The 24,818-nt window shown below is 56.2% G+C and carries 19 protein-coding genes; 5 read left to right on the top strand and 14 right to left on the bottom strand.

All coding sequences use genetic code 11. From position 1 onward, the window contains the following. Positions 1-60 precede the first annotated feature (60 nt). The 3 genes from HZB34_07500 to HZB34_07490 all read right to left on the bottom strand — a co-directional run bounded on the left by HZB34_07500 (position 61) and on the right by HZB34_07490 (position 1,534). Positions 61-315 carry a type II toxin-antitoxin system RelE/ParE family toxin gene (locus HZB34_07500; protein ID MBI5315800.1) on the bottom strand — a complete coding sequence of 85 codons (255 nt, stop codon included), beginning with the start codon at positions 313-315 and terminating at the stop codon, positions 61-63. Then, entirely contained in the window at positions 312-578 is a 267-nt protein-coding gene (locus HZB34_07495) for a type II toxin-antitoxin system Phd/YefM family antitoxin (protein ID MBI5315799.1), read from the bottom strand. The genes HZB34_07500 and HZB34_07495 overlap by 4 nt, the downstream gene beginning before the upstream one ends. A gap of 149 nt (positions 579-727) precedes the next feature. After that, positions 728-1,534: a formylglycine-generating enzyme family protein gene (locus HZB34_07490; protein ID MBI5315798.1), complete on the bottom strand. Its 807-nt coding sequence runs from the start codon at positions 1,532-1,534 to the stop codon at positions 728-730. Between the two features lie 491 nt (positions 1,535-2,025). Between HZB34_07490 and HZB34_07485 the strand changes: the two genes are divergently transcribed. From HZB34_07485 to HZB34_07475, 3 genes are all read left to right on the top strand, one after another. Then, a complete protein-coding gene (locus HZB34_07485; protein ID MBI5315797.1) occupies positions 2,026-3,327 on the top strand; it encodes a DUF4382 domain-containing protein in 1,302 nt (433 codons plus the stop codon). A 665-nt stretch (positions 3,328-3,992) separates the two neighbouring features. Next, complete coding sequence (locus tag HZB34_07480; GenBank protein ID MBI5315796.1) at positions 3,993-4,445, top strand: SRPBCC family protein; 453 nt, start codon at positions 3,993-3,995, stop codon at positions 4,443-4,445. Between the two features lie 612 nt (positions 4,446-5,057). After that, the gene (locus tag HZB34_07475) at positions 5,058-6,311 is read left to right on the top strand and encodes a fibronectin type III domain-containing protein (GenBank protein MBI5315795.1); all 1,254 of its coding nucleotides are present in this window, start codon (positions 5,058-5,060) and stop codon (positions 6,309-6,311) included. A gap of 119 nt (positions 6,312-6,430) precedes the next feature. Here the strand turns inward: HZB34_07475 and HZB34_07470 are convergent, their stop codons facing one another. After that, positions 6,431-7,300 carry a cyclase family protein gene (locus HZB34_07470; protein ID MBI5315794.1) on the bottom strand — a complete coding sequence of 290 codons (870 nt, stop codon included), beginning with the start codon at positions 7,298-7,300 and terminating at the stop codon, positions 6,431-6,433. 162 nt (positions 7,301-7,462) lie between these two features. Here HZB34_07470 and HZB34_07465 point away from each other — a divergent pair, with 162 nt between their 5' ends. Further along, positions 7,463-8,665 carry a hypothetical protein gene (locus HZB34_07465; GenBank protein MBI5315793.1) on the top strand — a complete coding sequence of 401 codons (1,203 nt, stop codon included), beginning with the start codon at positions 7,463-7,465 and terminating at the stop codon, positions 8,663-8,665. A 129-nt stretch (positions 8,666-8,794) separates the two neighbouring features. On the opposite strand, the gene HZB34_07460 is transcribed toward HZB34_07465, so the two are convergent. Then, complete coding sequence (locus tag HZB34_07460) at positions 8,795-9,202, bottom strand: hypothetical protein (GenBank protein ID MBI5315792.1); 408 nt, start codon at positions 9,200-9,202, stop codon at positions 8,795-8,797. Between the two features lie 278 nt (positions 9,203-9,480). On the opposite strand from HZB34_07460, the gene HZB34_07455 reads away from it, so the two are divergent. Continuing rightward, complete coding sequence (locus HZB34_07455; protein MBI5315791.1) at positions 9,481-9,852, top strand: hypothetical protein; 372 nt, start codon at positions 9,481-9,483, stop codon at positions 9,850-9,852. 564 nt (positions 9,853-10,416) lie between these two features. On the opposite strand, the gene HZB34_07450 is transcribed toward HZB34_07455, so the two are convergent. From HZB34_07450 to HZB34_07410, 9 genes are all read right to left on the bottom strand, one after another. Next, complete coding sequence (locus HZB34_07450; protein MBI5315790.1) at positions 10,417-12,051, bottom strand: B12-binding domain-containing radical SAM protein; 1,635 nt, start codon at positions 12,049-12,051, stop codon at positions 10,417-10,419. A gap of 200 nt (positions 12,052-12,251) precedes the next feature. Next, positions 12,252-13,124 carry a succinate--CoA ligase subunit alpha gene (sucD, locus tag HZB34_07445; GenBank protein MBI5315789.1) on the bottom strand — a complete coding sequence of 291 codons (873 nt, stop codon included), beginning with the start codon at positions 13,122-13,124 and terminating at the stop codon, positions 12,252-12,254. Between the two features lie 157 nt (positions 13,125-13,281). After that, positions 13,282-14,460: an ADP-forming succinate--CoA ligase subunit beta gene (gene sucC, locus HZB34_07440; protein MBI5315788.1), complete on the bottom strand. Its 1,179-nt coding sequence runs from the start codon at positions 14,458-14,460 to the stop codon at positions 13,282-13,284. A gap of 98 nt (positions 14,461-14,558) precedes the next feature. Beyond that, complete coding sequence (locus HZB34_07435) at positions 14,559-16,139, bottom strand: FAD-binding protein (GenBank protein MBI5315787.1); 1,581 nt, start codon at positions 16,137-16,139, stop codon at positions 14,559-14,561. A 123-nt stretch (positions 16,140-16,262) separates the two neighbouring features. Beyond that, the gene (locus tag HZB34_07430) at positions 16,263-16,976 is read right to left on the bottom strand and encodes a (2Fe-2S)-binding protein (GenBank protein ID MBI5315786.1); all 714 of its coding nucleotides are present in this window, start codon (positions 16,974-16,976) and stop codon (positions 16,263-16,265) included. A 61-nt stretch (positions 16,977-17,037) separates the two neighbouring features. Beyond that, the gene (locus tag HZB34_07425; GenBank protein MBI5315785.1) at positions 17,038-19,269 is read right to left on the bottom strand and encodes an NADP-dependent isocitrate dehydrogenase; all 2,232 of its coding nucleotides are present in this window, start codon (positions 19,267-19,269) and stop codon (positions 17,038-17,040) included. Between the two features lie 23 nt (positions 19,270-19,292). After that, on the bottom strand, positions 19,293-21,539 hold the full coding sequence (locus HZB34_07420; protein MBI5315784.1) for an aconitate hydratase: 2,247 nt from the start codon (positions 21,537-21,539) through the stop codon (positions 19,293-19,295). An 82-nt stretch (positions 21,540-21,621) separates the two neighbouring features. Then, positions 21,622-23,442, bottom strand: coding sequence for an ATP citrate lyase (locus HZB34_07415; GenBank protein ID MBI5315783.1), 1,821 nt, complete (start codon positions 23,440-23,442; stop codon positions 21,622-21,624). 67 nt (positions 23,443-23,509) lie between these two features. Next, complete coding sequence (locus tag HZB34_07410) at positions 23,510-24,706, bottom strand: ATP citrate lyase (GenBank protein ID MBI5315782.1); 1,197 nt, start codon at positions 24,704-24,706, stop codon at positions 23,510-23,512. Positions 24,707-24,818 lie beyond the last annotated feature (112 nt).

The following is a 24,818-nucleotide window of genomic DNA, read 5'->3' as shown; positions in this document are numbered from 1 at the left end:
GCCTCGTCACTCAGAATACTCAAATTGGTTATTCGTTACGGACAGGCCGGACCATTCCGCCTACCGATAGACGTCTTTGCGGTGTTCGATGGAGAGCACGTCCAACCACTCAGAGCCGATACGGCGGTAGAGAATGCGATAGGGCCAGACCCGGTAGGACCAAACCTTGTCCTTTTGAAAATGGCCTTTCAGCGGTTTGCCGTCGAGAGGATGATCGGCGAGGTGGCGGAGGGCCTCTTTCACTCGTTCTCGCGTGGGGTCGTCATAATCCTTGAGGTCTTTGAGAGCTTGCGGGGTGAGACGTACTTGCCTCACTGCTCCTCACCGAAAGCACTTTTGAAGGAGTGAAATTTCCCAGCTTTGGCCTCTTTCAGTCCCTGCTTGAGGGATTTGACCGCCTTCGGGTTGGACAACAGTTCCAATGTCTCCACCCAACTTTCGAATTCGTCGGCTCCCATCACCACCGCCTCCGGCCGTCCATTCTTCGTCACCACAATCCGTTCTGAAAGCCGTCCCGCTCTGTCGACGATGTCCGAGAATTGGCTCCGCGCTTCTTTTAACGAAAGTGTCTTAGTCATGCCGATCTCCTTGCGTGTAAAGAGTGTACAGAATTATGCCCCCTTTGGCAATCCGTGCTTGGAAGTCTGAGAATAGGGGAGTTCTGAATTTCCTGTTTGAGGAGAGGAAATAGGATCTGACATGGTGACCAGTGACTTACGGCATGCACCTACGGAGTCTTGGCGCACCGGAACCCGAAATCGCTGTCCCGGCTAGACGGAGGGAGGCTGAACCGGTAGGTGGATTTTAAGTACCCCAGATTGGCGTACCATGAACCACCCCGCAACACTTTTGTCGCGCCCTGTTCCGGGCCATTCGGGTTCTGCGACGGACTCTTCTCGTAATAGTCTTTGTCATACCAGTTGCTCACCCATTCCCAGACATTCCCGGCCAAATCGTGTATCCCATAGAGACTCTGGCCTGCTTCAAACGATCCCACCGGCGCCAACGCCGCATGATCGTCCCAGGCCTCTTTCCCATAGTTCGCGCGGAGCCGATCCAACGGCTCGTTGCCCCAGGGATACATCCGCCCATCAGTTCCCCGCGCCGCCTTCTCCCATTCCGCTTCCGTCGGCAGCCGTTTCCCAGCCCACCGGCAGTAGGAATTCGCATCCCACCAATTGACGTTGACGACTGGTCGATTCTGATGGGGTGGCTGATTCATCACGTTCCAGTCTGGCGGCGCAGCTAAACTCGTGGCCTCCAAAAACTTCGTATACTGCCCCACGGTCACTTCGTACTTGTCCATGTAAAAGGTATCAAGGGTAACCCGATGCAAAGGCTGTTCATGGGCAAAGCTTGTATTGCTCCCCATGGTAAACTCCCCCCTTGGAACCAGCATCATCGGTGCCCCGTCTTTGCCTGTGATTTCCGGTAATGGTGTCTGCGGCGGCCCTGCGACGCAAGCGACCAACGTCACAGCCATCAGCAACCAGAGAACAGACAGCCAAGCCTGACCCTTCTGCCTCACCCCCATACCTCTGCACCTTTCCGTTAGGCGATCGGTTTACCCATGGTAACCTTGCTTGCTGTTATCCTCAATCGTTCGAAGAAATGGGGTCCGTTCCCTCTCCATGGTATGGGCGGGCAGTCTCTCAGAGGCTCGACCCCACCCCACATACTTGTGGCCACCGCTGTATCAGGATGCCTACAGAGCTGAACCTACGAATGGGGAATTGCACGAAAGGAATGCGTCCTGAGAAGCTCAGCACAGGAGTGTTCGCCGGAAAAGGAACATGCTCAGATCCGTTTGATTTATTGCGCATTTGTACCAGGGGTGGATTGCACTCACGATGCTGCATGTTGGCCGTAGAGATTCCGTTGCAGCCCACAGACTGAGCAGTATGATATTTGCTCAGACTGCGGGGGATAGTCCTGATCTGGCTCGCTCATTCTAGAATGTTGAGTCATGGGTGGTCTGAAGACAGATGGGCTCCAAACGTATCAAGAAAGCAGGGGGCTAATAATATGAAGAGGTTCGGGAGTTGTTCTAACCAGCTGGTCTGGTCCCTGGGATTAGTAGTCACGCTGTTGCTCGCCGGATGCGGTAGTAGCGGTAACGACGGCGGTAGCCCACAAGCCGGTGTGCTCGGTGTGTCGTTGACCGATGCACCAGCCTGCGGCTTCGAAGAAGTGAATGTCACTGTCAGCAAGGTCCGCGTGCATCAGAGCAACTCGGCAGATGACAAGGCCGCCGGCTGGACCGATATCACTCTCAACCCCGTGCGTACAATCAACCTGCTCAACCTCAATGATCCAACGCAACACAATCTCGCGCTTGACAGTCTTGGCGAGACGCCGTTAGCGGCAGGCCATTACACGCAAGTGCGTCTGGTCTTGGTCGACAACAATGGTAATTCACCCACTGCCAATTGGGTTGTCCTGGAAGGTCAAGATCCTGGAATCATTGGCAATAGGATTCCGCTCGTAACGCCCAGTGCCGTCCAAAGCGGAATCAAGTTGATCCATCAGTTCGACGTGGGGTCCGGACAGCGGGTCGATCTGGTGCTGGACTTTGATGCCTGCCGCTCTATTGTGCGGACCGGCAACGGTAAGTACCTACTCAAACCTGTGATTAAGGTCGTCCCATTTGTCTTGAACGGCATAGACGGCTTCGTCGATACAAGCCTGCTTGGCAACAATGTCGTCGTGTCGGCCCAGGTGAACGGTGAAATCGTTCGCGCGACAGTGCCGAACACAAACCCAGCCCCCAACCCCAATAGAGGGAAATTTTTCCTGGCCCGCCTTACTCCAGGGGTAACCTACGATGTTGTGATCACCGCAGACAGCCATGCGACAGCAGTGATTACCGAAGTCCCGGTTCCGACCAATACCAGCATTACCACGGTCAGCACCAACGATACCCCTACTTCGCCAATTGCCTTGAGCTCCTCCGCGACCCATAGCATCAGCGGCACAGTAACATTGAGCCCACCCACTGACGAACCAACCGTCTTTGTTGCAGCGAAGCAAACACTCGACAGCGGGCCAACCGTGACCGTGAAATCGCTGCCTGCCACCCTCTTAACCGTCAATCCATTAGATCCGACCGGCGATTTCGGCTACAACTTGACCCTGCCCATCGGCACGCCTTCGCTCGGCTTGTACAGCACAAGCCTCCCAATCGTGTTTACCCCGCAATCTGCAGCGGTTGGAGTTCACTATACGATCCAGGCCGCTGCGGCTGCTTACCAACCTCAGTCGATCAACATCCCGGACGTTTCCACGGTGAGTACACCCCAGGATTTTACCTTGACCTTGGTGCCGTAAGGGGATGACGTAAAAGCAGGGGAGAGACAGGAACATTCTCAATTTCCTGATGTTGCAGGTGGTGGGGCCTGGTAGGAGCGGAGGTCACCGGAGGCGCGGGGACCCACCGAGGCTTGGCCAGGAAGGAAGACGGAAACTGACCGAGTCTAGCCCGCATTGTTCATGACGGTTCGTCGCGAAATCGCTGAGCCGCGTCGCGAGACCGGCGCGCGGAGTCCCGAGGACTCGATGCGTACTCGTGCAGTACGGTGAGCGTCCGAGGGGCGAGCCCACCGGCCGAAGGCTCGTCGTAGCAGCAGATCGGCGATTGCAGCAGAAGCGCTCATGAATAATGCGGGCGAGGAGGGAATTTCCGAAGGCGTTCCGCCTGGCCGAGCCCGGGAGGGGCGCGCCGGGAGGTGCCGGAGCACCTGCCAGGCCCCACCACCTCAGCATTTCAGCAAGAAAACGGGGTCATTCTGAATGTCCTACCTGCAACGGGGTGGGTCGGGAGTGACTGCATCCTGAAAACGCGATCGGATCGTGAGTTATGGGAGCAGATTGTGATACGCTGTCCGGCGCACTAAAGAGATTGACAATGAACTGGCGATCTAGCCACTGAGCCTCTGACAGGGAATCATTGAGCTATACATAGCGCGGCACCCAAATAGCGACAGGAGGATCCCATGGCGACCATTGAAAAATCCATTGAAGTCAACGTGCCGCGGTCTGCCGCTTACAATCAATGGACAAGCTTTGATGAATATCCCCGGTTCATGGAAGGGGTGAAAGACGTCGACCGGGCAGTGGATGGCTCATGTTATCACTGGAAAGCAAAGGTCCCAGGCCAGGCCCCGGAGTGGGATGCGGTGATCACAGAACGGACGGAGCACCAGCGGCTCGGGATGAGCTATCGAAGCGGCGCCATCAAAGGATGGGTCGCGACATTTCATGAAGTTTCGAAGGACTGGTCAAGGGTCACGCTGCAAGTCGAGTATGATCCTCAGGGTTTCGTGGAAAATGGAGGAGATGGGTCGGAAGTGATGTCTTCGCGCGTCCAGGGAGACCTCGAGCGATTCAAATTATTCATCGAAAACCGTGGTAACAAGTCACCCTTTGCTGATTGGCAAGCGATGTAATCCTGGGTGCACGTTTAGACGAATGACCCGCTCACAATCTTACTCCCTGCTCTCGCACATCGCGGGAAGAGGCTGGACCCACTTCATTCATACAGGATTCAGAAATCCCGCCAATGCCTCCTGCTCCGACCTCCAAGGTGTAGACGGTCTCGACAGCATCTGAAACTCCCGCCCGGAAACCGTCACGCCCCCCCATGTGGGGAGGGTTCCTCCTCCTCCGGGGAATTGCCCCACCATCAGTTCTGTCGCTTAATACAGCATGTTGGTAAGTGTTACTACTGGCCACTTTATTTGGTCCCCTCTTGCGTTGTTCAGTGGGAAAATTGTGTGGTGCGTCTGCCACTCGCCTAAACTCCTTCCTAGATTACCCTTCCCCCCTAGAAACCCGCCTCGCTTAAGAGCATTCTGATGTTGAGGGCAACCATTCAAGCGGGCGGACATCAAAGTCTCCACCAACGGAAGCACGAGACCGCACGGCTGCCCATGGTAGCGGGACTTGTCTCCTTGATTCTCACAAATCTCCTGGCCTGTTCGGGGGGAGGTTCTTCTAGCTCTTCTCATGATCCGGCGCTGGCCTCAACTTGTAGTTCCCCAACCGTTAGTGGCTCGCCCTTGGCGAATACACTCAACTCTGCGCGGGCCAACCATACTGCCACGCTGCTGTCGAATGGCACCGTACTGGTTACCGGAGGGTCTGGGAACGCCACGCCCCTCACTTCCGCCGAGCTCTACAATCCGACGACAGGACAATGGGCCGCCACTGACAACCTGACCGTCGCGCGGGCCAGCCACACTGCTACCCTGCTGCCGAACGGTTCGGTGTTGGTTACGGGAGGCTCCGGGAGCACCGGGCTCCTTACCTCCGCCGAGCTCTACAATCCGACGACAGGGCAATGGACCGCCACCGGTAACCTGACTGTCGCCAGGACCGGCCATACTGCCACTCTGTTGCCGAACGGCACGGTGTTGGTTACGGGAGGCTCTGAGAGCGCCGCGCTCCTCACCTCCGCCGAGCTCTACAATCCAGCGACAGGGCAATGGACCGCCACAGGCGACCTGACCAGCGCGCGGACTGGCCATACTGCCACGCTGCTGTCGAATGGCACTGTACTGGTTACGGGAGGGTCTGGGAGCGCCGGGCTGCTCACGTCTACCGAACTCTACAATCCAGCGACGGGGCAATGGACCACCACGGGCGACATCACTATTGCCCGGACCGGGCATACTGCCACGCCTCTGCTGACACCACTACCCAATGGAACCGTACTGGTCGTAGGAGGGCACGGGAGCACCGGGCTGCTCACCTCCGCCGAACTCTACAACCCGACGACAGGGCAATGGACCGTCACCGGCGACCTGACTGTCGCCCGGACCGGGCATGCCGCCACGTTGCTGCCGACGCCACTGCCAAATGGAACGGTTTGGATCGCAGGGGGCCACGGAAGCACAGGGCCACTCACGTCCGCCGAACTCTATAATCCGACGACGGGACAATGGACCACCGCAGGAGACCTGACTGTCGCACGGACCAGCCATACTGCCACATTACTGCCGGATGGGACCGTTCTTGCGGCAGGGGGACGCGGAAGCACAGGGGCACTCACGTCCGCCGAAATCATGACACCTTCAAATGGGATCCAGGTCAGGCTAACCTGGAACTCAGCCACAGATCCTTCAGTGAAGGGATACAAAGTGTACTATGGAGCGGCGCCGAACTCCTATCAGCAGGCAACCGATGTGGGTCTGAGCACCAATTATTCGTTTTCGACCCTCAAGAGTGGGACGACCTATTATTTCTCGGTGACTGCCTATAACTCCGTGGCAGAAGGCTGCTCCTCAAGTGAAGTGAGTAAGACCATCCTCTAACTCACTTAATCACCCGCAGGAACTGACCCCCCGACGGTGGCGGGAAGAGGCGTGAAACATCCCACTTCCACTCTCACACGCCACAATCTGCAACCTGAAACGTCCCTGCGAGATACGCTTCACGATTGACGCTTCACGGATATTGGAAGCACCGCAATGATTCGCAGCGGGCCGCCGGTTCCGCGGGCAATTTTCATCGGCAGTGCGATCACGTCGAATCCCTGATCAGGAAGATTTCGTAGATCGCTCAGATTCTCGAACACCGGCACGTTCTGCGAGAGGAGCGTGACGTGGGTTTCAAACTTTGTGGACTGGCCATAGTCGATCGAGGCTGTGTCGATTCCCACTGCTTTGACCTGCCGTTCACGCACAAGCCAGGCTGCCGCTTCGGGATGCAGGCCAGGGAAATGAAGCGCCCTGACGCCTTCGGGCCCTCTCAGTTCTGTTCCGAGATACTGTTGCCGGGACGGCCAGTATCGGGCATAGCCCGTATCGACCAGCACGATTGCGCGAGTCGGTATCAGCCCATGTACTGCCTCCCACCGTTCAATATCCTGAATGGTCACGAGATAATCCCGATCACCGGCACATTGGGCTGTGACGTCAATTTTGACAGCGGTTCCAACCAAGCGTTCGATCGGCACCTGGTCCAGCGTCTGCCCACCCTTGGAGAAGTGAATGGGCGCATCGATATGGGTGCCTCCATGTTCGGCCATTTCCAATCGATTCGAAGCATAGTAGTACCCTCCCGCTGTTTCCCCCGCCTGCTGAAGGACAAGCTGGAAGTCCTGTTCAGTCGGCCAGACAATCGTGGCTTCCCCGAAAGAATGGGTGAGATCGATGAGCCGCGACTGCTCCCAGGCAAGGTGATCGTGCCGGGTATGACCGGCAGTGCACCCCGCGCCGGCCAGGAAGCACAGCACAACAACCAAGCCGAGTAGCTGTTGCCCCAAGTAGATCCCTGAGTGATTCGATACCTGCTTACACATAACATGCCCCTCCATTCCACAAATCTCCGGTAAATATTGTCAGTCCACCAGGCAGGAAAGCAAACGGTAGTCTGTTGTTTCTCTAACCAGGGAATCGATCAGAATTCGTTTCCGGTGTGGTAAAGTGTGAGCGGACGCTGAGGTTGAGTACCGGAGGCCTCTATGAAATCGCCCCCCTTCCTTCCTCTTTCGCTTTCCGATTACGAGATTTCAGCCGAACAGGGATTTCTCCCTGAAGACCCCTGTGAGAACCTGCCGGACTATGCTGCGCTCAACCACCTTGGGCATGAATTGCCGAAGCTATTGAGTGCTCGGACGGTCCGGCGGTACATCGGCGAGCAACGAGAACTGCTCCCTTCCATTCCTTCCTCATGGCGCACAGAAGACTATCGGGCCGCAATGCGGATCCTTTCGTTTGCCGGGCATGCCTATGTGTGGGAAGTGCCAGACCAACCGGTTGCAACCCTACCGCCCCAACTGGCGAGACCCTGGCATGAAGTGGCACAGAAGCTTGGCCGCCCGCCTGTCCTGTCCTATGCGTCCTATGCGCTCGACAACTGGCGGAGACTCGACCGGACGCAACCAATTCGTCTCGACAACATTGTGCTGCTTCAAAATTTTCTCGGCGGTTTGGATGAAGAGTGGTTTGTCGTGGTCCACATCCAGATCGAGCGGGAAGCGGGACCAGGGCTGGCTGGACTTCTTCGAGCAATGAATGGTGCGGCTGAGGGCAAGGAGGACGAAGTCTTGGTTGGGCTCAACTCCCTGTCAGCGGCCCAAACGACAATGCGAGACTCGCTACTCAGGATGAAAGAACGTTGCGATCCCTATGTCTACTACAACCGAGTGCGGCCCTATATCCACGGTTGGAAGAACAGCCCGACCCTACCGAACGGAATCACCTACGAGGATGTGGAAGCCTATGCCGGACAACCACAACAGTTTCGAGGCGAGACCGGCGCGCAAAGCTCGATTGTCCCCTGTCTCGACGCTGGACTTGGAATCGCCCATGCCCCTGATCCCTTGACCGTCTATCTGCAAGAGATGCGCGACTACATGCCTCCGCGCCACCGAGCTTTCCTGCAGGCCCTGGAAATGGCCACCGATGGTCGGGGCCGTTCAGTGCTCGCAGGCTACGTGCGCGATCGAAAAGTTCACAATCCCAATCTCTGGACTGCCTATTGTGCCTGCATCGATCTCTTAGCCCAATTTCGCCAAATCCATATCGGCTATGCCGACAGTTACATTTATCGCCAACATCAAGCCCACGAGAGCAACCCCACCGCTGTCGGAACGGGGGGCACACCCTTTATGACCTATCTCCAGAAACATCTGGATGAAACGAAACAGGCAATCGCGGCCTGAAGCCCCTCCGTACCACGGGATAGGCAGGGCCTTATAAAAAGGGGCCGAACGACTCGCGTGCGACAGTCATAGTAATGGATGGAGTTAGATAGACCAGCAGGCCGAGCAAATCGAAGGTCCTATGGAGTGCTATCGAGCGTCATCGATTCGCCATAACACGAGGGAGGGTTCTCTGGAAGAGGGTGCAGTTAATGCGATCTCATTGACATCATTGCCCCCGCAATACGATCCCGTATTTCCTGCTCCCACCTTGTGAGAGTTTTCGCCATCAACAACAATTACTAGTTCGGTGGGTCCTTGGTTTTGAATGGTCACACAGAGTGGTATGTCCGCCACTTTTCGCTTGAAGATGACAACCGTTGAGCCAGCGGTGACCTTTACATTTCCCGGGCCAGCGATGGTCCTTTCCCCAATGGCAAGGCCACCAAGGCTACTTTGAGCAAGCGCCATGCTCTGAAGCGCCATGATTGAAAGAATGCCGAAAAAGGCCCCTGCGAATCGCAGATGAGATGGGGAGACACGTAGCAGCTTGCCCATGATCGTCTCCAGGGTAATCAATGGCGTACCAGCGAGGCCAAGTTTAGGCTGGTACCTACATCCTGTCAATCGAGATTCAAGAGATTGTGATCCCTTGATCTAGGGAACAGAGCGGTCTGCACCTGGGCGAGGAAGTGAGCAGCGTTGTGCAAAAAACTCTCTCAAGGACACGACTTCATCGCATGGTTCGACGCTGTAAAAAAAGCGATAATTTTGTTTCTGATCAGATGATGTCATGTTAGCTTGGCTGAGAAGGATCAGAACCACGGAGGTTGATTATGCTACTCGGAGCAATCCTAGTCGCCGCCGCACTGTATGTCTGTCCAGGAGACATCTATACCGACCAACCCCGTCAAGGCTGCCACCCTCTGGAGGATTCTAACAAAGAAGGGTTTAGTAAGGTTCCTGAGGCGCCTGAATTCGATTCAAAGTTCCCGGCACCAGCAGCCGATGCCGGAGGAAGGGCGGGCGCCACGCAATCGCGCCTTCCTGCTGCATCAGCTCGGGAATGTGAGATGTACGAAGAATGGGTCAACTTGTCCACCAAGTCGAGCAGCATTGGAGCCCGGGATCTCTCACCGGGTGAGTTTGAGCGGTGGACGAACTTGAAGCAAGTCTTCGGAAATAGCCCGCCTCCCAACTGTCGGTAACGTTCTCCGTTATCCCCTCACCTCAGCCATATTCGGCTGAACAAGCACCCTTCGTCTCCCTCATGGCAGGACTTCTCGTTGCGTCCCGTTTGATCCTCGATGCGCGCATGGTGAAGTGAGCGTTGACTACGTTTCCCCAGTGGCGTATCGTTTCCTCCAACTTCTAGATGGAGGTCACACAATGTCAGTCATGTGTTCCCTGGCAGTCTGCAAGGCACAGGTGGGGATGTGCGGGCATGAAAAGGTGATGCTGAGCGTTGCCGCCCTCGCAGCAATCGGCTTTGGGGCCTACTTCCTGATCAGCTGAGCAGGTTGCTGAAAAAGTCCGCCAGAGGTATTGGGGAAGGTTGAGGCTAAGGCTAAGGTTGAGATGAGAGACGTCACCTTTACTCAACCTTGACCTCAACCTCAGCCTTATTCAGACGCTGCGGCCTTGCCGGTGGAATGGCGCGTCCCAGGGCAAAGAGTCTGTCTTGGCAGACTCAGGGCGGGCGGGTGAAATACCAGCCAGGGTTGGGTGGGTGAGAAGTCTGGCCTTTTTGAGCAACCTGCCAAGAACCTGCGCTAGCGGGCTTGGAACATGGGTAGCTCGCGTGAACTTTCCGCTTCCTGCTGAATGCGTAACCGTTCCAATCGCGACTCTTCCATAACATTGTGGAGTAACTCATCAGACATCTGGGTCAGCTGTGCCGCCACATCTTTCATATCGGCATGTTCGACGGCGCGAGACAGCACTTCGGCCTTCGTGGCGCCTTTCGTCTGGCCCAGGAATGGCTTAATGATGAGGTAAGCCACATCCCGCGCCGGCATGAAGCGGAGAAACCGCCGCAGTAACCGGAACGTCTGAATGGGATAGTGTAGGAGCTTATAGACAAAAAGTCGCTTGAGCCCTTGACGGCGAACCTCATTGATCACTTCACCGGGTAGGCAGGTGGGATCGATCGTCGAACACTTAAAGTACTTGTACCAATCGGTGGTTTCGCTGACCAAGCCACGCTTCACATATTCCTGCCAGAGCGGGGTCCCCCGATAGACACAGAGCCGATTAAAGCCGAACGTGTCCAGCGGCAACTTGGAGGCCAGGTCGAACGTCGCGTTCATGTCTTCGACCGTTTCATCCGGGTTGCCCACGGTGAAGAAGCCGTGCACGATCTCGATGCCGGCCTGTTTGGCATTCTTGACGGCGGTGGCCACCTCATCTAATGTCTGTTCTTTCTTGAGGCGATCGAGAATCTTCTGACTCCCGCTTTCAATCCCGAACATCACCGTCCGGCATTGGGCCTTGGCCATCGCAGGAAACAAGTGCTGGGCAACCGAATCCACACGCCCTTCGATGCCCCATTGGATCGAAAGCTTTTCGTCCATCACGCCTTGGCAAATCGCCTCGATCCGCTTGGGTTGCAGTAAAAAGTGGTCATCGACAAAATAGACGGACCCGTAGCCGCATTCTTCGAGGTATTTCAATTCGCTCACGACGTGTTGCGCGCTCCGCGCGCGCCATTTGCCTTCATTGAAGATCGGAATGTCGCAGAACACACAGGGCCACGGACAGCCGCGTGAAGTTTGCATCGTCGTAAACCGCTCCATCGAGAGCACGGCCGGCACGTCAAGCGGCATCGACTCGATAAAGTCGAGCGGAAGGCCTTCGCGATCTGGAAAAGGCCACTGATCGAGATGGCGCTCCATCGGCCGACCGGAGTTATGTATGACACGGCCGTCCTTGGCCCAGGTCAGCCCAGCGACATCAGCGGGATCATCGAGCCGATCAAGGAGATCGAGGAGCAATTGTTCGCCGTCTCCCTTGCAGATGAAATCCACTTCAGGACACTGCAGTTTGACCAATGCGGCATTCAAGCTTGCAAAGACGCCACCGAAAGCCAGCTTGACCGTCGAGTTGGCGGCGCGGATCTGACGGGCCAGGATCTTCGCATAGGGATAGCTGGTGGTGCTGAGAAAACTGAGACCGACCAGGGCCGGCTGTTGCCGATTGATTTCATCGAGGATGACCTCGTTCGGCGTATCCGGATTCGCCTGATCGAACATCACACAGTCATGGCCTGCCTGCTTGAGGACCGACGAGAGAGACATAATGCCGATGGGGGGGAAACCCATTACCCTGATACGGCCATTCTTTGCGCGGGTCTTTGCTGGGAGCGCGTAGAACTGGGGGTCGCGCACGTGGATGAGAAAGACTCGCAGACAGACTCCTTGACTAGGCTTCAACTACTATTGCGTGCGGCGATAACGGAAAGACGCGGTTAAAAGAGCGGAGGGAGCCCTGCTAGAGGGAATACACTATCGTCACCATACCACGATGCCGGAATGGGGGGGAAGGAAATAGTTCAGAAAGCCGACGCTCCCTCTCTCATGGCATGGCTAGATTGGTGGATGGATGACGGCTAGCGCCCCAAAGCTTGCTTGACCGCATTGCCAATCTCAGCAGGGTTCTTTACCACACGAACGCCGGCTGCTTCGAGAGCCTTCATCTTCTCGGCTGCCGTGCCCTTCCCGCCTGAGATGATGGCTCCAGCATGGCCCATGCGCCGGCCCGGAGGAGCCGTGATTCCAGCAATGAAACTGACAACCGGCTTCTTCACATTCTTCTTGATGAACTCCGCGGCTTTCTCTTCCGCATCGCCGCCGATCTCGCCGATCATCACAATTGCCTGAGTCTCGGGATCTTTCTCGAACAGGGCCAGCACATCGACGAACCCTGTGCCATTGACCGGATCGCCGCCGATGCCAACGCACGTCGTTTCACCCAATCCCATTGTCGTGAGCTGATGCACCGCTTCGTAGGTGAGGGTCCCGCTTCGCGATACGACTCCCACAACCCCCTTCTTATGGATAAACCCAGGCATGATGCCGATCTTCGCTTCATCGACGGTGATAACGCCGGGACAGTTGGGTCCGATCAAGCGGACGTCCTTGCCACGAAGCGCGCGCTTGACCTTGACCATATCGTTCACCGGAATGCCTTCGGTAATGCAGATAATCAGCTTCACGCCGGCATCGGCAGCTTCCAGAATCGCATCGGCGCAAAAGGGCGGAGGCACAAAGATCAGCGAAGTATCGCACTGGGTCTTCTTGACCGCATCCCGCACCGTATTGAAGACCGGAATACCCTCGACCTCTTGCCCCGCCTTGCCAGGCGTCACACCCGCAACGACCTGCGTCCCATAAGCCTTGCACTGCGTAGCATGGAACGAGCCTTCCTTACCGGTTATCCCCTGCACCACCACCCGCGTATTCTTATTAACAAGAATGCTCACAATATCCTCATTTCTTTTTTTCCACTTCCCCTTAGACCGGGAAACGGTTTTTAGGAGGCGCAGGGTTGAGCCCCCACTGCGCGCGTCCAACGAGGCCCTTCTGAGGGCGCGCGTTGCGCGAGCACAGGGGATCAACCCTGTGCCTCCACTCTTCTTCTTACGCCGCCTTTCCAGTCAACTTTACAATTTTTTGCGCCGCTTCCCACAAATCGTTCGCGACTTCCAACTTCATGCCGGACTCGGCCAACAACTTGCGGCCTTCGTCCGCATTGGTCCCTTGTAGCCTGACGACCAACGGCACATCGATCTTCACTTCTTTCGCTGCTTCGATGACGCCATGGGCGATCCGCTCACAGCGAACAATGCCGCCGAAGATGTTGATGAAGATGCCCTTGACGTTTGGATCTTTCAGCAGGATACGGAAGCCGGCTGCTACCGTTTCTTTCGTTGCGCCGCCACCCACATCCAGGAAATTCGCCGGTTCGCTGCCTGCCAGCTTGATAACATCCATCGTCGCCATGGCGAGACCCGCGCCGTTCACCATGCAGGCAATGTTCCCGTCGAGCTTGATGTAGTTCAGATTACTCTCCCCCGCTTCGATCTCAAGCGGATCTTCTTCGTTGAGGTCGCGCATTGCCTGCACATCGGCATGCCGGAACAAGGCGTTATCGTCAAATGAAACCTTGCCGTCCAGCGCAATCAGTTTCTTGTCGCCGGTAATAACCAGCGGATTGATCTCGACCATCGCCGCATTCTTCTCCATGAACAGACGATAGAGATTCCCCAGCATCTGGATGAAAGGGTTCACGACGGCCGGTTCCATGGCAGGAAGCCCGAGCGCGAAGGCAATGTTTCGGCCGTTGTATCCCTGAAAACCGACGGCCGGATCGATCGCTTCCCGGATAATCTTCTCCGGCGTCTGGGCTGCCACGACCTCGATCTCCATCCCTCCTTCGGTGCTGGCGATAAACACAGGCCATCCGCTATCCCGATCGATGAGGAGGCTCACATACAATTCCTTGGCAATCCCAGCTCCTTCCTCAATCAGTAGCCGACGCACTTCCCGCCCCTTCGGGCCTGTTTGGTGAGTCACGAGGGTCTTGCCGATCAATTCCTTGACCAAACCGGGTACAGCTGCCTTGTCCTTCGTAATTTTGACGCCGCCGGCCTTGCCACGGCCGCCTGCGTGGATCTGGGCCTTTACGACGAATACAGGGGTATTGAGCTCGGCGGCCCATGCCGCTCCTGCCTCCGGCGAAGTAATCTCTTTCCCACGGGGGATCGGAACTCCGAACTGCGAGAACAACTGCTTAGCCTGAAATTCATGAACGTTCATGTTTTTGCTTCCGCGGGACGAGCGGGACTTGCGCGAAAGGCGGGACGAGGTGATGAATCTTCCACGTCTCGCTTTTCTCGCACTTCGCGCCTGTCCCGCTACTCCTTTCTTGTGTACGCCGGCAGAATCATCGGAGAAGTGACACCGCTCAAATTTCCATGCATCTTGGCATCCGTACGGAACCGTTGCAGGTGCATCAGCGTCAGTTTACCCTGTTTCATCGCCCCAGCCCGAGAAGCGGCAGTGAGACCTGAACGTTTGCCATACACCATCAGATCCAGGAGCGAATTACCCATCAATCGATTGCGCCCGTGCAATCCGCCTGAAGCCTCGCCTGCGACAAAGAGATTTTTTACATTGGTTTCTGAATCGGTATTGATCTTCACGCCGCCGTTTTGATAGTGCAGTGTCGGATAGATCAAGACGGGATCTTTGCTGATGTCGATGCCGAATCGTTCGAACTGCATCATCATGGCGGGGAAATGCTTCTCAACCGTGCCGGGACCCTGCTCGGCATCGAGGAGCGGGGTGTCAAGCCAAACGCCGATACGCCCGGACATCGTGCGGATACCGCGCCCTTCTTCACATTCACGAATAATTGAGGAGGACACGACGTCGCGGGTATCCAATTCATTGACGAACCGTTCACCCTTCGCGTTCACTAAATGCCCGCCTTCGGACCGAATCCCCTCGGTCACCAATGCCCCGATGAGCTGTTCGGGATAGACCGCACCGGAAGGATGATATTGGAAGGTATCGATGTGCATGAGCTTGGCGCCCATCCGATAGGCCAGACAGAGCCCGTCGCCTGTCGCACCATAGTGATTGCTGGTCGGAAACCCTTGAATATGGAGCCGTCCGATCCCGCCGGTTGCCAGAATGACGGACTTGGCTGCCACGACGACGTGGCGATGGTTGTCGAGATCTTTGAAAATGGCGCCGGTGCAGTTCCCCTCCTCATCACTCGTCAGCTCGACCGCGGAGCAGAACTCGAGTAACTGGATCTTCTGATTCAACACTTCGTCCTTGAGCACCCGCATGATTTCAAGACCTGTGTAGTCCGAACAGGTCAGGAGTCGGGGCTTCGAACTGCCGCCGCCTTTTTTCACATGGAGGTTGCCGTCCCCGTCGCGATCGAACAAGACGCCCAGGCTCAACAACCATTTCGCAATCGAGGGGCCCTCTTCGACCATCACCTTGAGCAGCTGATGGTCGTTCTGCATGTGGCCACCCTTCAGCGTGTCCACGAAATGGGTGACGGGTGAGTCTTCAGGGGCCACAGAAATCTGCATGCCCCCTTGAGCCATCACACTGTTGGAGTCGCCGAGCCGGAGCTTCGTCGCCAGAATGACCTTGGCGCCAGCCCCATGCGCATGGAGTGCAGCAGCGCAGCCGGCGCCCCCGCCACCCACCACGAGCACGTCGGTCTGGTAGTCCGGCGTGAGGTCGAACCCGTCGGCAATCGGGCTATCGCCCTCCAACAACGTCGCCAACTCGACGACCGTCTTGTCATCGGCATTGGGCCCGAATCGAATGGGGCGATAGGCGCTGGCTCGGTAGTCGGGGTGATACTTGTGGATCAGTTGATCGCGCTCTGCGGGAGGAAGCTTTGGAATAGTCTGTTTTCGGCGGGCATCCCTGGTCCGATGAACGATTTGTTGAAGGGCGTGAACGTCCATAAAGGTAAGGTCAACGGGTAATGGTTGATGGGTAATGGTTCATGGACAAGAGGTTCCTGCAAAAAATCCTGTCGGTCTGGTTTCTTTCCCCTTGACCATTAACCATTGTCCATTAACCATGGGCTATTTAACCTTCGCGCAGTGATCGGCCAGTTCTTTTTCCGTCATCGTGAGAATTTTGGCCCACTCGTCGTTGAAGCGGCCATCCTGGATTTCTTTGATACGTGTATCCAGGCCCAGAGGCTTCTCGGTAAAGTGAGCCCCCTCTGCCCGGCTCACGTATAGAGCGACAAGGTTGGGGGCGATGTCCGCAATGCAGACCGGCGTACACATCCCGCACATCACGCAATCCATGAACATCTCAGACACACTCTTAAAATCACCGAAGACTGCCTTCCAGACTCCCTCCCGCACATCGATCTGCTGCGGGCAAGCTTCGGTGCAGGCATTGCAGTTTCGGCAGAGCGGCGCCTCAGGGTAAAGATTGAAGAGGTCTTGTTTCGGATTGTCGAGCGTCTGAATGTCGTAGGTGGCCTTTCGAGCCGGAAACGGGGGCATCATCGTGATCGACATACCGTCTTGCACCGCCATTTGGCAGGCCAGACAGGTTCGCACTTTCGGATCGTCCTTGGTCCGATAATAGGCTGCGCAAGCCCCGCAGAATCCCCCAAGACAGCCGGCCCCGCGGACAACTTCCTGTCCCGAGTACCACAAAGCCTTTATGATCGTGATTCCCTCCGGCACCTCGTACTTCTTGCCGGCAATCTCGATGGTCACCATCTTGTGCCGGATGACTTCCGGCTGATCGATGACGTTCTCTTTGTCTTCCTGTGCCATTTTCTTCAACCAACCACTCCCCACTTACTACTTACTACTCCCCACTTACCCCTAACGGTCTCTAAGCGATCGCATCCACGATCGCATTCAAGGTCGCACTTGGACGCATGGCCTTGGACGCCTTCGCATCATTGGGGTGATAGTACCCGCCGACATCCTGCGGCTTGCCCTGCGCGGCAAGCAACTCTGCGTCGATCTTCTTCTCATTGTCGCTCAGGTCCTTCGCGATCTTCGTAAACCTGTCCGCGATCTTCTTATCCACGGTCTGAGCCGCGAGCGCTTGCGCCCAATAGAGCGCGAGATAGAAATGGCTGCCACGATTATCAATCTCTCCGACTTTGCGGGCCGGCGACTTATTGCTCTCCAGGAACTTTGCATTGGCTTGGTCGAGCGCATCGGCCAAAATTTTTGCCGCTTGATTATTCCCCACTTTGGCAAGATGTTCCAAAGAAGCGGCAAGGGCTAGGAATTCACCCAGCGAATCCCAGCGCAAATAGCCTTCTTCTTGGAACTGCTGCACGTGTTTGGGGGCAGAACCGCCGGCGCCGGTTTCAAACAGGCCGCCGCCGTTCAGCAATGGAACGATCGAGAGCATCTTGGCACTGGTCCCGATTTCCAAAATCGGGAACAGGTCCGTGAGATAATCGCGCAACACGTTCCCCGTCACAGAAATCGTGTCCTTCCCTTCCTTGATCCGCTCCAAGGAGAGCCTCGTCGCGTCGGCCGGAGTCATGATTCGGATATCGAGACCCTGCGTATCATAATCTTTCAGGTACCGTTCGACTTTTGTGATCAACTGCGCATCGTGCGCCCGGTCCTTGTTCAACCAGAAAATTGCGGGCGCGCCGGTAGCCTTTGCGCGATTCACCGCCAGCTTGACCCAGTCCCTGATCGGCGCATCCTTCACCTGACACATGCGCCAGATATCGCCTTCTTCCACTTGATGTTCCAACAGGGTCTTGCCTGAAGCATCCACCACTCGAATCGTACCGTTACCCGGTGCTTTGAAGGTCTTGTCATGCGAACCGTATTCCTCGGCCGCCTGGGCCATAAGACCGACGTTGGGCACGCTGCCCATCGTCTTCGGGTCTAATGCGCCATGCTTCTTACAGAAGCTCACCACTTCCTCATAGACCGGCGCGTAACTGGAATCAGGGACTACACACTTCGCGTCATAGGCCTTGCCGTCAGGGCCCCACATCTTTCCTGAGTCCCGAATGACCGGAGGCATGGAGGCGTCGATGATGATATCGCTGGGCACATGCAGATTGGTGATCCCCTTATCGGAATTGACCATCGCCATGGGAGGCCGTTTCTTGTAGACCTCTTGGATGTCGGCTTCGATCGCCTTGCGCTGATCGTCAGGCAAGGCCTTGATCTTCGTGTAGAGGTCGCCAATCCCGTTGTCCGGATCCACACCCAGCTTCTTGAGCGTCTCCCCATGCTTCTCGAACACGTCCTTGTAATAGACGGTCACGGCATGACCGAAGATTTTGGGGTCCGAGACCTTCATCATGGTGGCTTTCATGTGGAGCGAGAACAGCACACCCTGCTTCTTGGCGTCTTCAATCTGCTCTTCCAGAAACTGCCGCAGGGCTCGCTTGCTCATGAAGGTGGCATCAATGATTTCATTGGCCTGCAACGTTACCTTCGGCTTAAGCACGGTCGTCTTGCCGTCCTGACCGACGAACTCGATCTTCGCATCGGTCGCCGCAGTCGTCGTCATCGATTTTTCATTGGACCGAAAATCTCCACCCTTCATATAGCTGACATGCGTCTTGGAGTCGGGACTCCAGGCTCCCATCTTATGCGGATGCTTTCTGGTATGGGCTTTCACGGAAAGCGGCGCTCGGCGATCGGAATTACCTTCGCGCAGCACCGGGTTGACAGCGCTGCCTTTGACCTTGTCGTAACGATTCTTGATGTCCTTCTCTTTGTCGTCTTTCGGATTCTCAGGGTAGTCGGGAAGCTTATAATCCTGACTTTGCAATTCTTTGATTGCCTCTTGAAGCTGAGGAAGCGATGCGCTGATGTTCGGAAGCTTGATGATATTGGCTTCCGGAGTCTTGGCCAGCTCGCCCAGTTCGGAGAGTGCATCCACCTGTTTCTGTTCCGGGGTCAGGTAATCGGGGAACATCGCGAGAATGCGCCCGGCCAGTGAGATATCGCGCAATTCAACGGCGACACCGGCTGCCTTGCTGAAGGCGTTGATGATCGGCAGAAATGAATAGGTGGCCAGCATGGGCGCTTCATCGGTTTTCGTATAGATAATTTTGTCTGCTTTGGTCGTCATGACTATTCTCTCCTAACTCCTTGTTAGTTCAACGCGTTCAACGCTGAACCGGCCTTGAACCACGCAACCTGTTGTTCGGTAATGCTATGGTTCGCCTGAATGGTGAGTGACGTACCATCCGCCTTATGGATGGTCACTTGCACCGGTTTGCCAGGAGCCAGACTGTTTAGCCCTGTCACGCTGATGCGGTCCTGCTGTTCGATCTTCTCGTAATCCTTCGTGTCAGCAAAGGTCAACGCCAAGATCCCCTGCTTCTTCAAATTAGTCTCGTGAATGCGCGCAAAACTCTTCGTGATGACAACCCGCACGTTGAGGAACCTGGGCGACATGGCCGCATGCTCACGACTGCTGCCCTCCCCGTAGTTCTCATCGCCGACGACAACCGACCCGATGCCCTTCGCTTTATAACGGCGGGCAATCTGCGCGATGGTCAGCCCCGTTTCTCCCGTCAGCACATCCGTACCCTTACCCGGCTCGGATGAAAACGCATTGTTGGCCCCGAGGAACATATTGTCGCTGATCTTGTCGAGATGACCGCGAAACTTCAACCAGGGTCCGGCCGGAGAAATATGGTCCGTCGTGGTCTTACCTTTCGTCTTGATCAACAGCGGCAGCTTCTCGAAGTCTTTGCCGTCCCAGCGTGGAAAGGGTTGCAACAATTGCAGCCGCTCGCTGGTCGGAGGGACTTCGACGGTCAAGCCTTCGCCGCTGGCTGCCGGCGCAACAAATCCTTCTTCTCCCTTCGCAAAACCCTTGGCCGGAAGCTCTTCCCCCACCGGCGGCATGAATTTGAATTCCTTGCCGTCCGCTCCCTTGAGTGTCTGGGTCAGAGGATTGAACCCAAGATCGCCCGCGATGGCGTAGGCGGTCACAACTTCCGGGCTCGCAAGAAATGACAGGGTTTCGTTGATGCCGTCGTTGCGTCCTGGGAAATTACGGTTAAAGGAACTGACGATCGAATCGGCTTTTCCCTTTACACCATCGGCCCGTTTCCACTGCCCGATGCAGGGGCCACAAGAATTGGACAGGACCGTGCCGCCCAATTGCTCAAATGTGCCCAAGAACCCGTCCCGCCTCATCGTATGGTAAATACGCTCGGAACCGGGCGACACGAGGAACGAGGTCTTCGCTTTGAGCCCGGCCTTCAGCCCCTGTTGGGCAATGTGGGCTGAACGGCTGATGTCTTCATAGGATGAATTGGTGCAGCTTCCGATAAGCGCCGCCTTGAGTTCGACCGGGTACCCCTTCTCTTTGGCTTCCGCCGCCATCTTGGAAATGGGGCGCGCAAGATCCGGCGTATGAGGCCCGACAACATGGGGCTCGAGGGTGGACAAATCGACCTCGACGATCTGGCCGTAATATTTCTCCGGCGACTGAAGGACCTCAGGGTCCGCGACAAGCAATGAGTTGTTGGCGATCGCAAGGTTCGCCAGATCCGCCCGATCCGTAATGTTCAAATAGGCGACCATCTTCTGGTCGAAGGGAAACACTGAAGTCGTCGCCCCCAGTTCTGCGCCCATGTTGCAGATCGTTCCCTTACCGGTCGCGCTGATGGTTTCCGCACCGGGCCCGAAGTATTCCACGATCTTGTTCGTCCCGCCCTTTACCGTGAGCAAACCGCAGAGATAGAGAATCACGTCCTTCGGCGAGGCCCATCCGCTCAACTTGCCGGTCAAGCGAACGCCGATCAGTTTTGGATGGAGCACTTCCCATGGCAGACCGGCCATCACTTCGCCGGCATCAGCGCCGCCGACACCGATCGCCAAGCCACCCAGACCGCCGCCGTTCGGCGTATGTGAGTCGGTCCCGATGATCAGGCTGCCGGGGAACGCGTAGTTTTCCAACACAACTTGGTGAATAATTCCGGCACCGGGCTTCCAGAATCCGATCCCGTACTTCTTGGCCGCCGAGGCCAGAAAGTTATAGACCTCCTTGTTCTCGTCCACCGCACGCAACAGATCTTTCTCAGAACCCATCTCGGCACGAATCAAGTGGTCGCAATGGATCGTGCTCGGCACAGCCGCTTTTTGCTTGTTGGCTTGCATGAACTGCAACATCGCCATCTGAGCCGTCGCATCCTGCATCGCCACACGATCCGGGCGCAGAGCCAACATCGCCTTGCCGCGCTCCCAGGTCTGGGTCTCGAAATTGTCGGCATGTGACACCAGCACCTTTTCCGACAATGTGAGACCACGCCCGAACTTCTTTCTAGCCTTGGCGAATACGTCCGGCATCTTTGCATATAGATTCTTGGCAAGATCCATCGACATGATTTTCTCCTCAAAGCGCTGTCAGCGATCAGCTTTCAGCTCACAGTTGGCTGAAGACTGACGGCTGTAAGCTGATAGCTTTTCACTTCAATGGCGGCACCTCGCGCCGCTTGGGCGCCGCATAATTCACCAGGTAGTCGAACAGCCGGATCAAGCGACTATCCTGGCGCTTCTGATCCACCCAATGCCCGATCAATCCGATCGTGCGTGAGAGAATGAAGAAGCCATTCAAGCTATCGACCGGGAATCCGATATCGACAAGAACCGCCGCCATCGTACCGTCTACGTTCAAAATCAGGTTATCCTTCTTCACCGACGTAACCTTTTCCACGTCGAGCGCAAAGTCCAGGCAGGGAGTCTTGATATTCAAACTTTTCACGTATCCGACCAATTCCTTGACGCGCTTGTCCGGATTGCGCAGGCTCTTGACGCGATGACCGATCCCCGGCACCGGCCCGACGTTTTTCTTCATATAGGCGAGGAATTCATCGACCGAGAGCTTGTTATCCACCGCATATTTGAAGTAGCGGCCTGCATCAGTCACGGCGCCACCGAAGCGGGGGCCGATCATGATGAGCCCTGCTGCAACAGACTGAGACATCCCGATCCCTGCGCAGGCCGCGAGGATCGTCCCCAATGCTCCACTGACGCAGGGGCCATGGTCGGCTGACAGCATCATGATACGCTTGATGATTTCAGCTTCCTGTTTGGAGATCAGCCGCTTGTCCCAGAGCAGTCCAACGACGTGGGGAATCTCATAGCCCTTATTGATCAGTTCGGACGCGGGGTATCCGTCATAACAGGGCTCATCGCCGCGGTCGTCGCTGATTGTCGTGCGGATCAGCGGGGCCACCATGACTTCGTCCGCCTTCATCGCCTCTTCAATGCTCTTCGGCAGCTTCGGCAAGACCGCCGGCTCAACCGGCACCTTGACCTGGCCCGATTTCAACAACTCCTGATAGGCTTCCTTGATTGCAGGACCTAAGGCGCCGAACGTCGCCGGTACGATCGCGCCGGCCTTCTTGAGGGCGTCAGACTTGGAACGGGCCGATCCCTCGCCTTTCAGACCCTCCTTGGCCCCGGCATGGCCGAACTTCATACCCTTCGGCAAACTCTCCTGGCAGAAACCGGAAACGACGGCAATCAACTTCACACGCCGCTTCCTGGCCCCATACCACTCGGCTGCCCGCTCTTCGAGATCGCCGCCCATTTCTCCGACGATGACGACGGCCTTTGTTTGCGGATCGTTCTCGAACATTTCGAGGTAGCTGACATAGTCTGTTCCCGGATAGGCATCTCCGCCGATCCCGATTGCCGTGGTGATGCCGTCGGCAAACTGGGAACAGATCCAGATAATTTCGTTGGACAGGCCGCCTGACTTGGTAATGACGCCGAATGAACCTTCGCGATAGAGCTTGGAGAGAACAAGATTATCGAAGGCTCCTCCGATGACGCCCAACCGGCAGGAGCCGGCTGACACAATGCCGATCGAGGAAGGGCCATTGAAGACCTTCCCGAGTTTGCGCGCATGGGCCCCGAGAATCTTGGCGTCCTTTTCAGGCACACCCTCGGTAATCATTGAAACGACTTTGATATGGGAGTCGTCGAGCGCTTCCATGCCGCCCTTCATTGCACGATCGGCCCCGATGTATACAAGGCTGGTATTGATTTGGGGGTGACTGTGGGTGGCTTCTGCGATCGTCTTATAAATGGGAACGGCCACTAGGCCGCTGCCGTAGGGAATCTCATTCGTCTTGCCGGCGTCAGGAGGGTAGACGAACGCCAGGACGTTCAGTGACCGTTTAATCAGATAGCAAAATTCCGCCATCCGGCGCGCGGCATTCACCCCTGCCACGCCGCCCTGGATCACCACATAGGTATCTTTATTTGCCAGGATGCTCATGAATTCCTCCGGCTGTGAAGCTGTCAGCCTTCAGCGAACCTAACGCTGACAGCTGGGAGCTGATCGCTTATTTTTGCAGCGCCATATCCACGATATCGGTGAGCGGAGTATTGCGGTCAAAGACGTTGATGTCGAACCCTTCGTTCTTGAGCGCGCGCATCGCATCGAGCCCTTCTTTTTCACGCGGTCCACCGCGCCGCACCCAAATCTTGACGCCCTTGAGCTTTCCTTCGGACTGCGCCTTGCGGAACCCGTTAATGATGCCGCCGAATGTCTTCTTCACGTCGGTGAAATTCGCAATCGCCCCGCCGACGATGATGTTTTTGATCCCGGGCAACGAGCAGACCTTATCCGTCAACACTTCAACCGCCCAGTCCGGTGGATCACCGGAATATTCTGCATAATTGGCCAACTTGCCGCCTCGCGCGACGACCGCGTCTGAATAATAGACGCTGGCGCCACCGCCGGCCGGAAGCATCGCTGTGTCCCCGCCCGGTATCTCGATAAATTTGACCGAGCCTTTAATTTTCGAATCGACCGCCATGACTTCCGTCTCGTGCCTGGAATAGGCACGGCCGAATTCTGCTGCAAAGGCAAAATTCCAGTCGGGGTGCCGGAACTTGGCGTCGCCATCGAGCAGCGTCACTGCATCCAATGCGATCAACTCGCCATCCTGCTCGCGGAGAACCACAGGATTCACTTCCAGATACTGCGCATCCTCGTTGTCAAAACAGGCAAACATCTTACCCGCAAAATCGGCCATCTTCTTGACGAGCAAACCGGTAAAGCCGGCATCTTTCGCTAACTTCTCGAACGCCTCCACCGAAGGCTCCTGCCCGACTTCCACCGACAGGCGCTTCACACGATCCCAATTCGATTCGACCTCGATGCCGCCGCAGTTGGCGACCAGGACGTCCGTTCCTTCTCGAGTCGATTTCACCGCACAATAATATTCCTCCTTGTGCGGAATCATTTCAGACACGATCACTTGCGAGACGGTGATGCTGCCCACCTGGCGACCGATCATCTCCTTGGCCGCCGCTTCTGCGGACGGAAGGTTCAGATCGACTTTTACCAATCCGAGTTTGAATCGTGAACCGAGCGCTTCATGGGCCTTGACGACCAGCTTGGATTTCTTCAGCCATTCATTGGCTTGGCCGAGCTTCGTCAATTCGTCAACCGAGGTGACGACGACATAGTGGGGGACTGTGATACCCCATTTCTTCATCAGGCCCATCCCGGGACCTTCGAGCACCTTTGCCATGACCTCACTCCTTCAGAATGGTGAAAAACAATCGGAAAGGAGGAGGATTCTAACGAAATCTGCCGGACGACTCAAGTTGTCAGAGGGACTAATTGAAACATGGTACAAAAGG

The sequence above is a fragment of the Nitrospirota bacterium genome (assembly GCA_016219645.1).
Classification (GTDB): domain Bacteria; phylum Nitrospirota; class Nitrospiria; order Nitrospirales; family Nitrospiraceae; genus Palsa-1315.
Note: the sequence above shows the minus strand (reverse complement) of the source record. Positions and strands in the feature narration are given on the sequence as shown.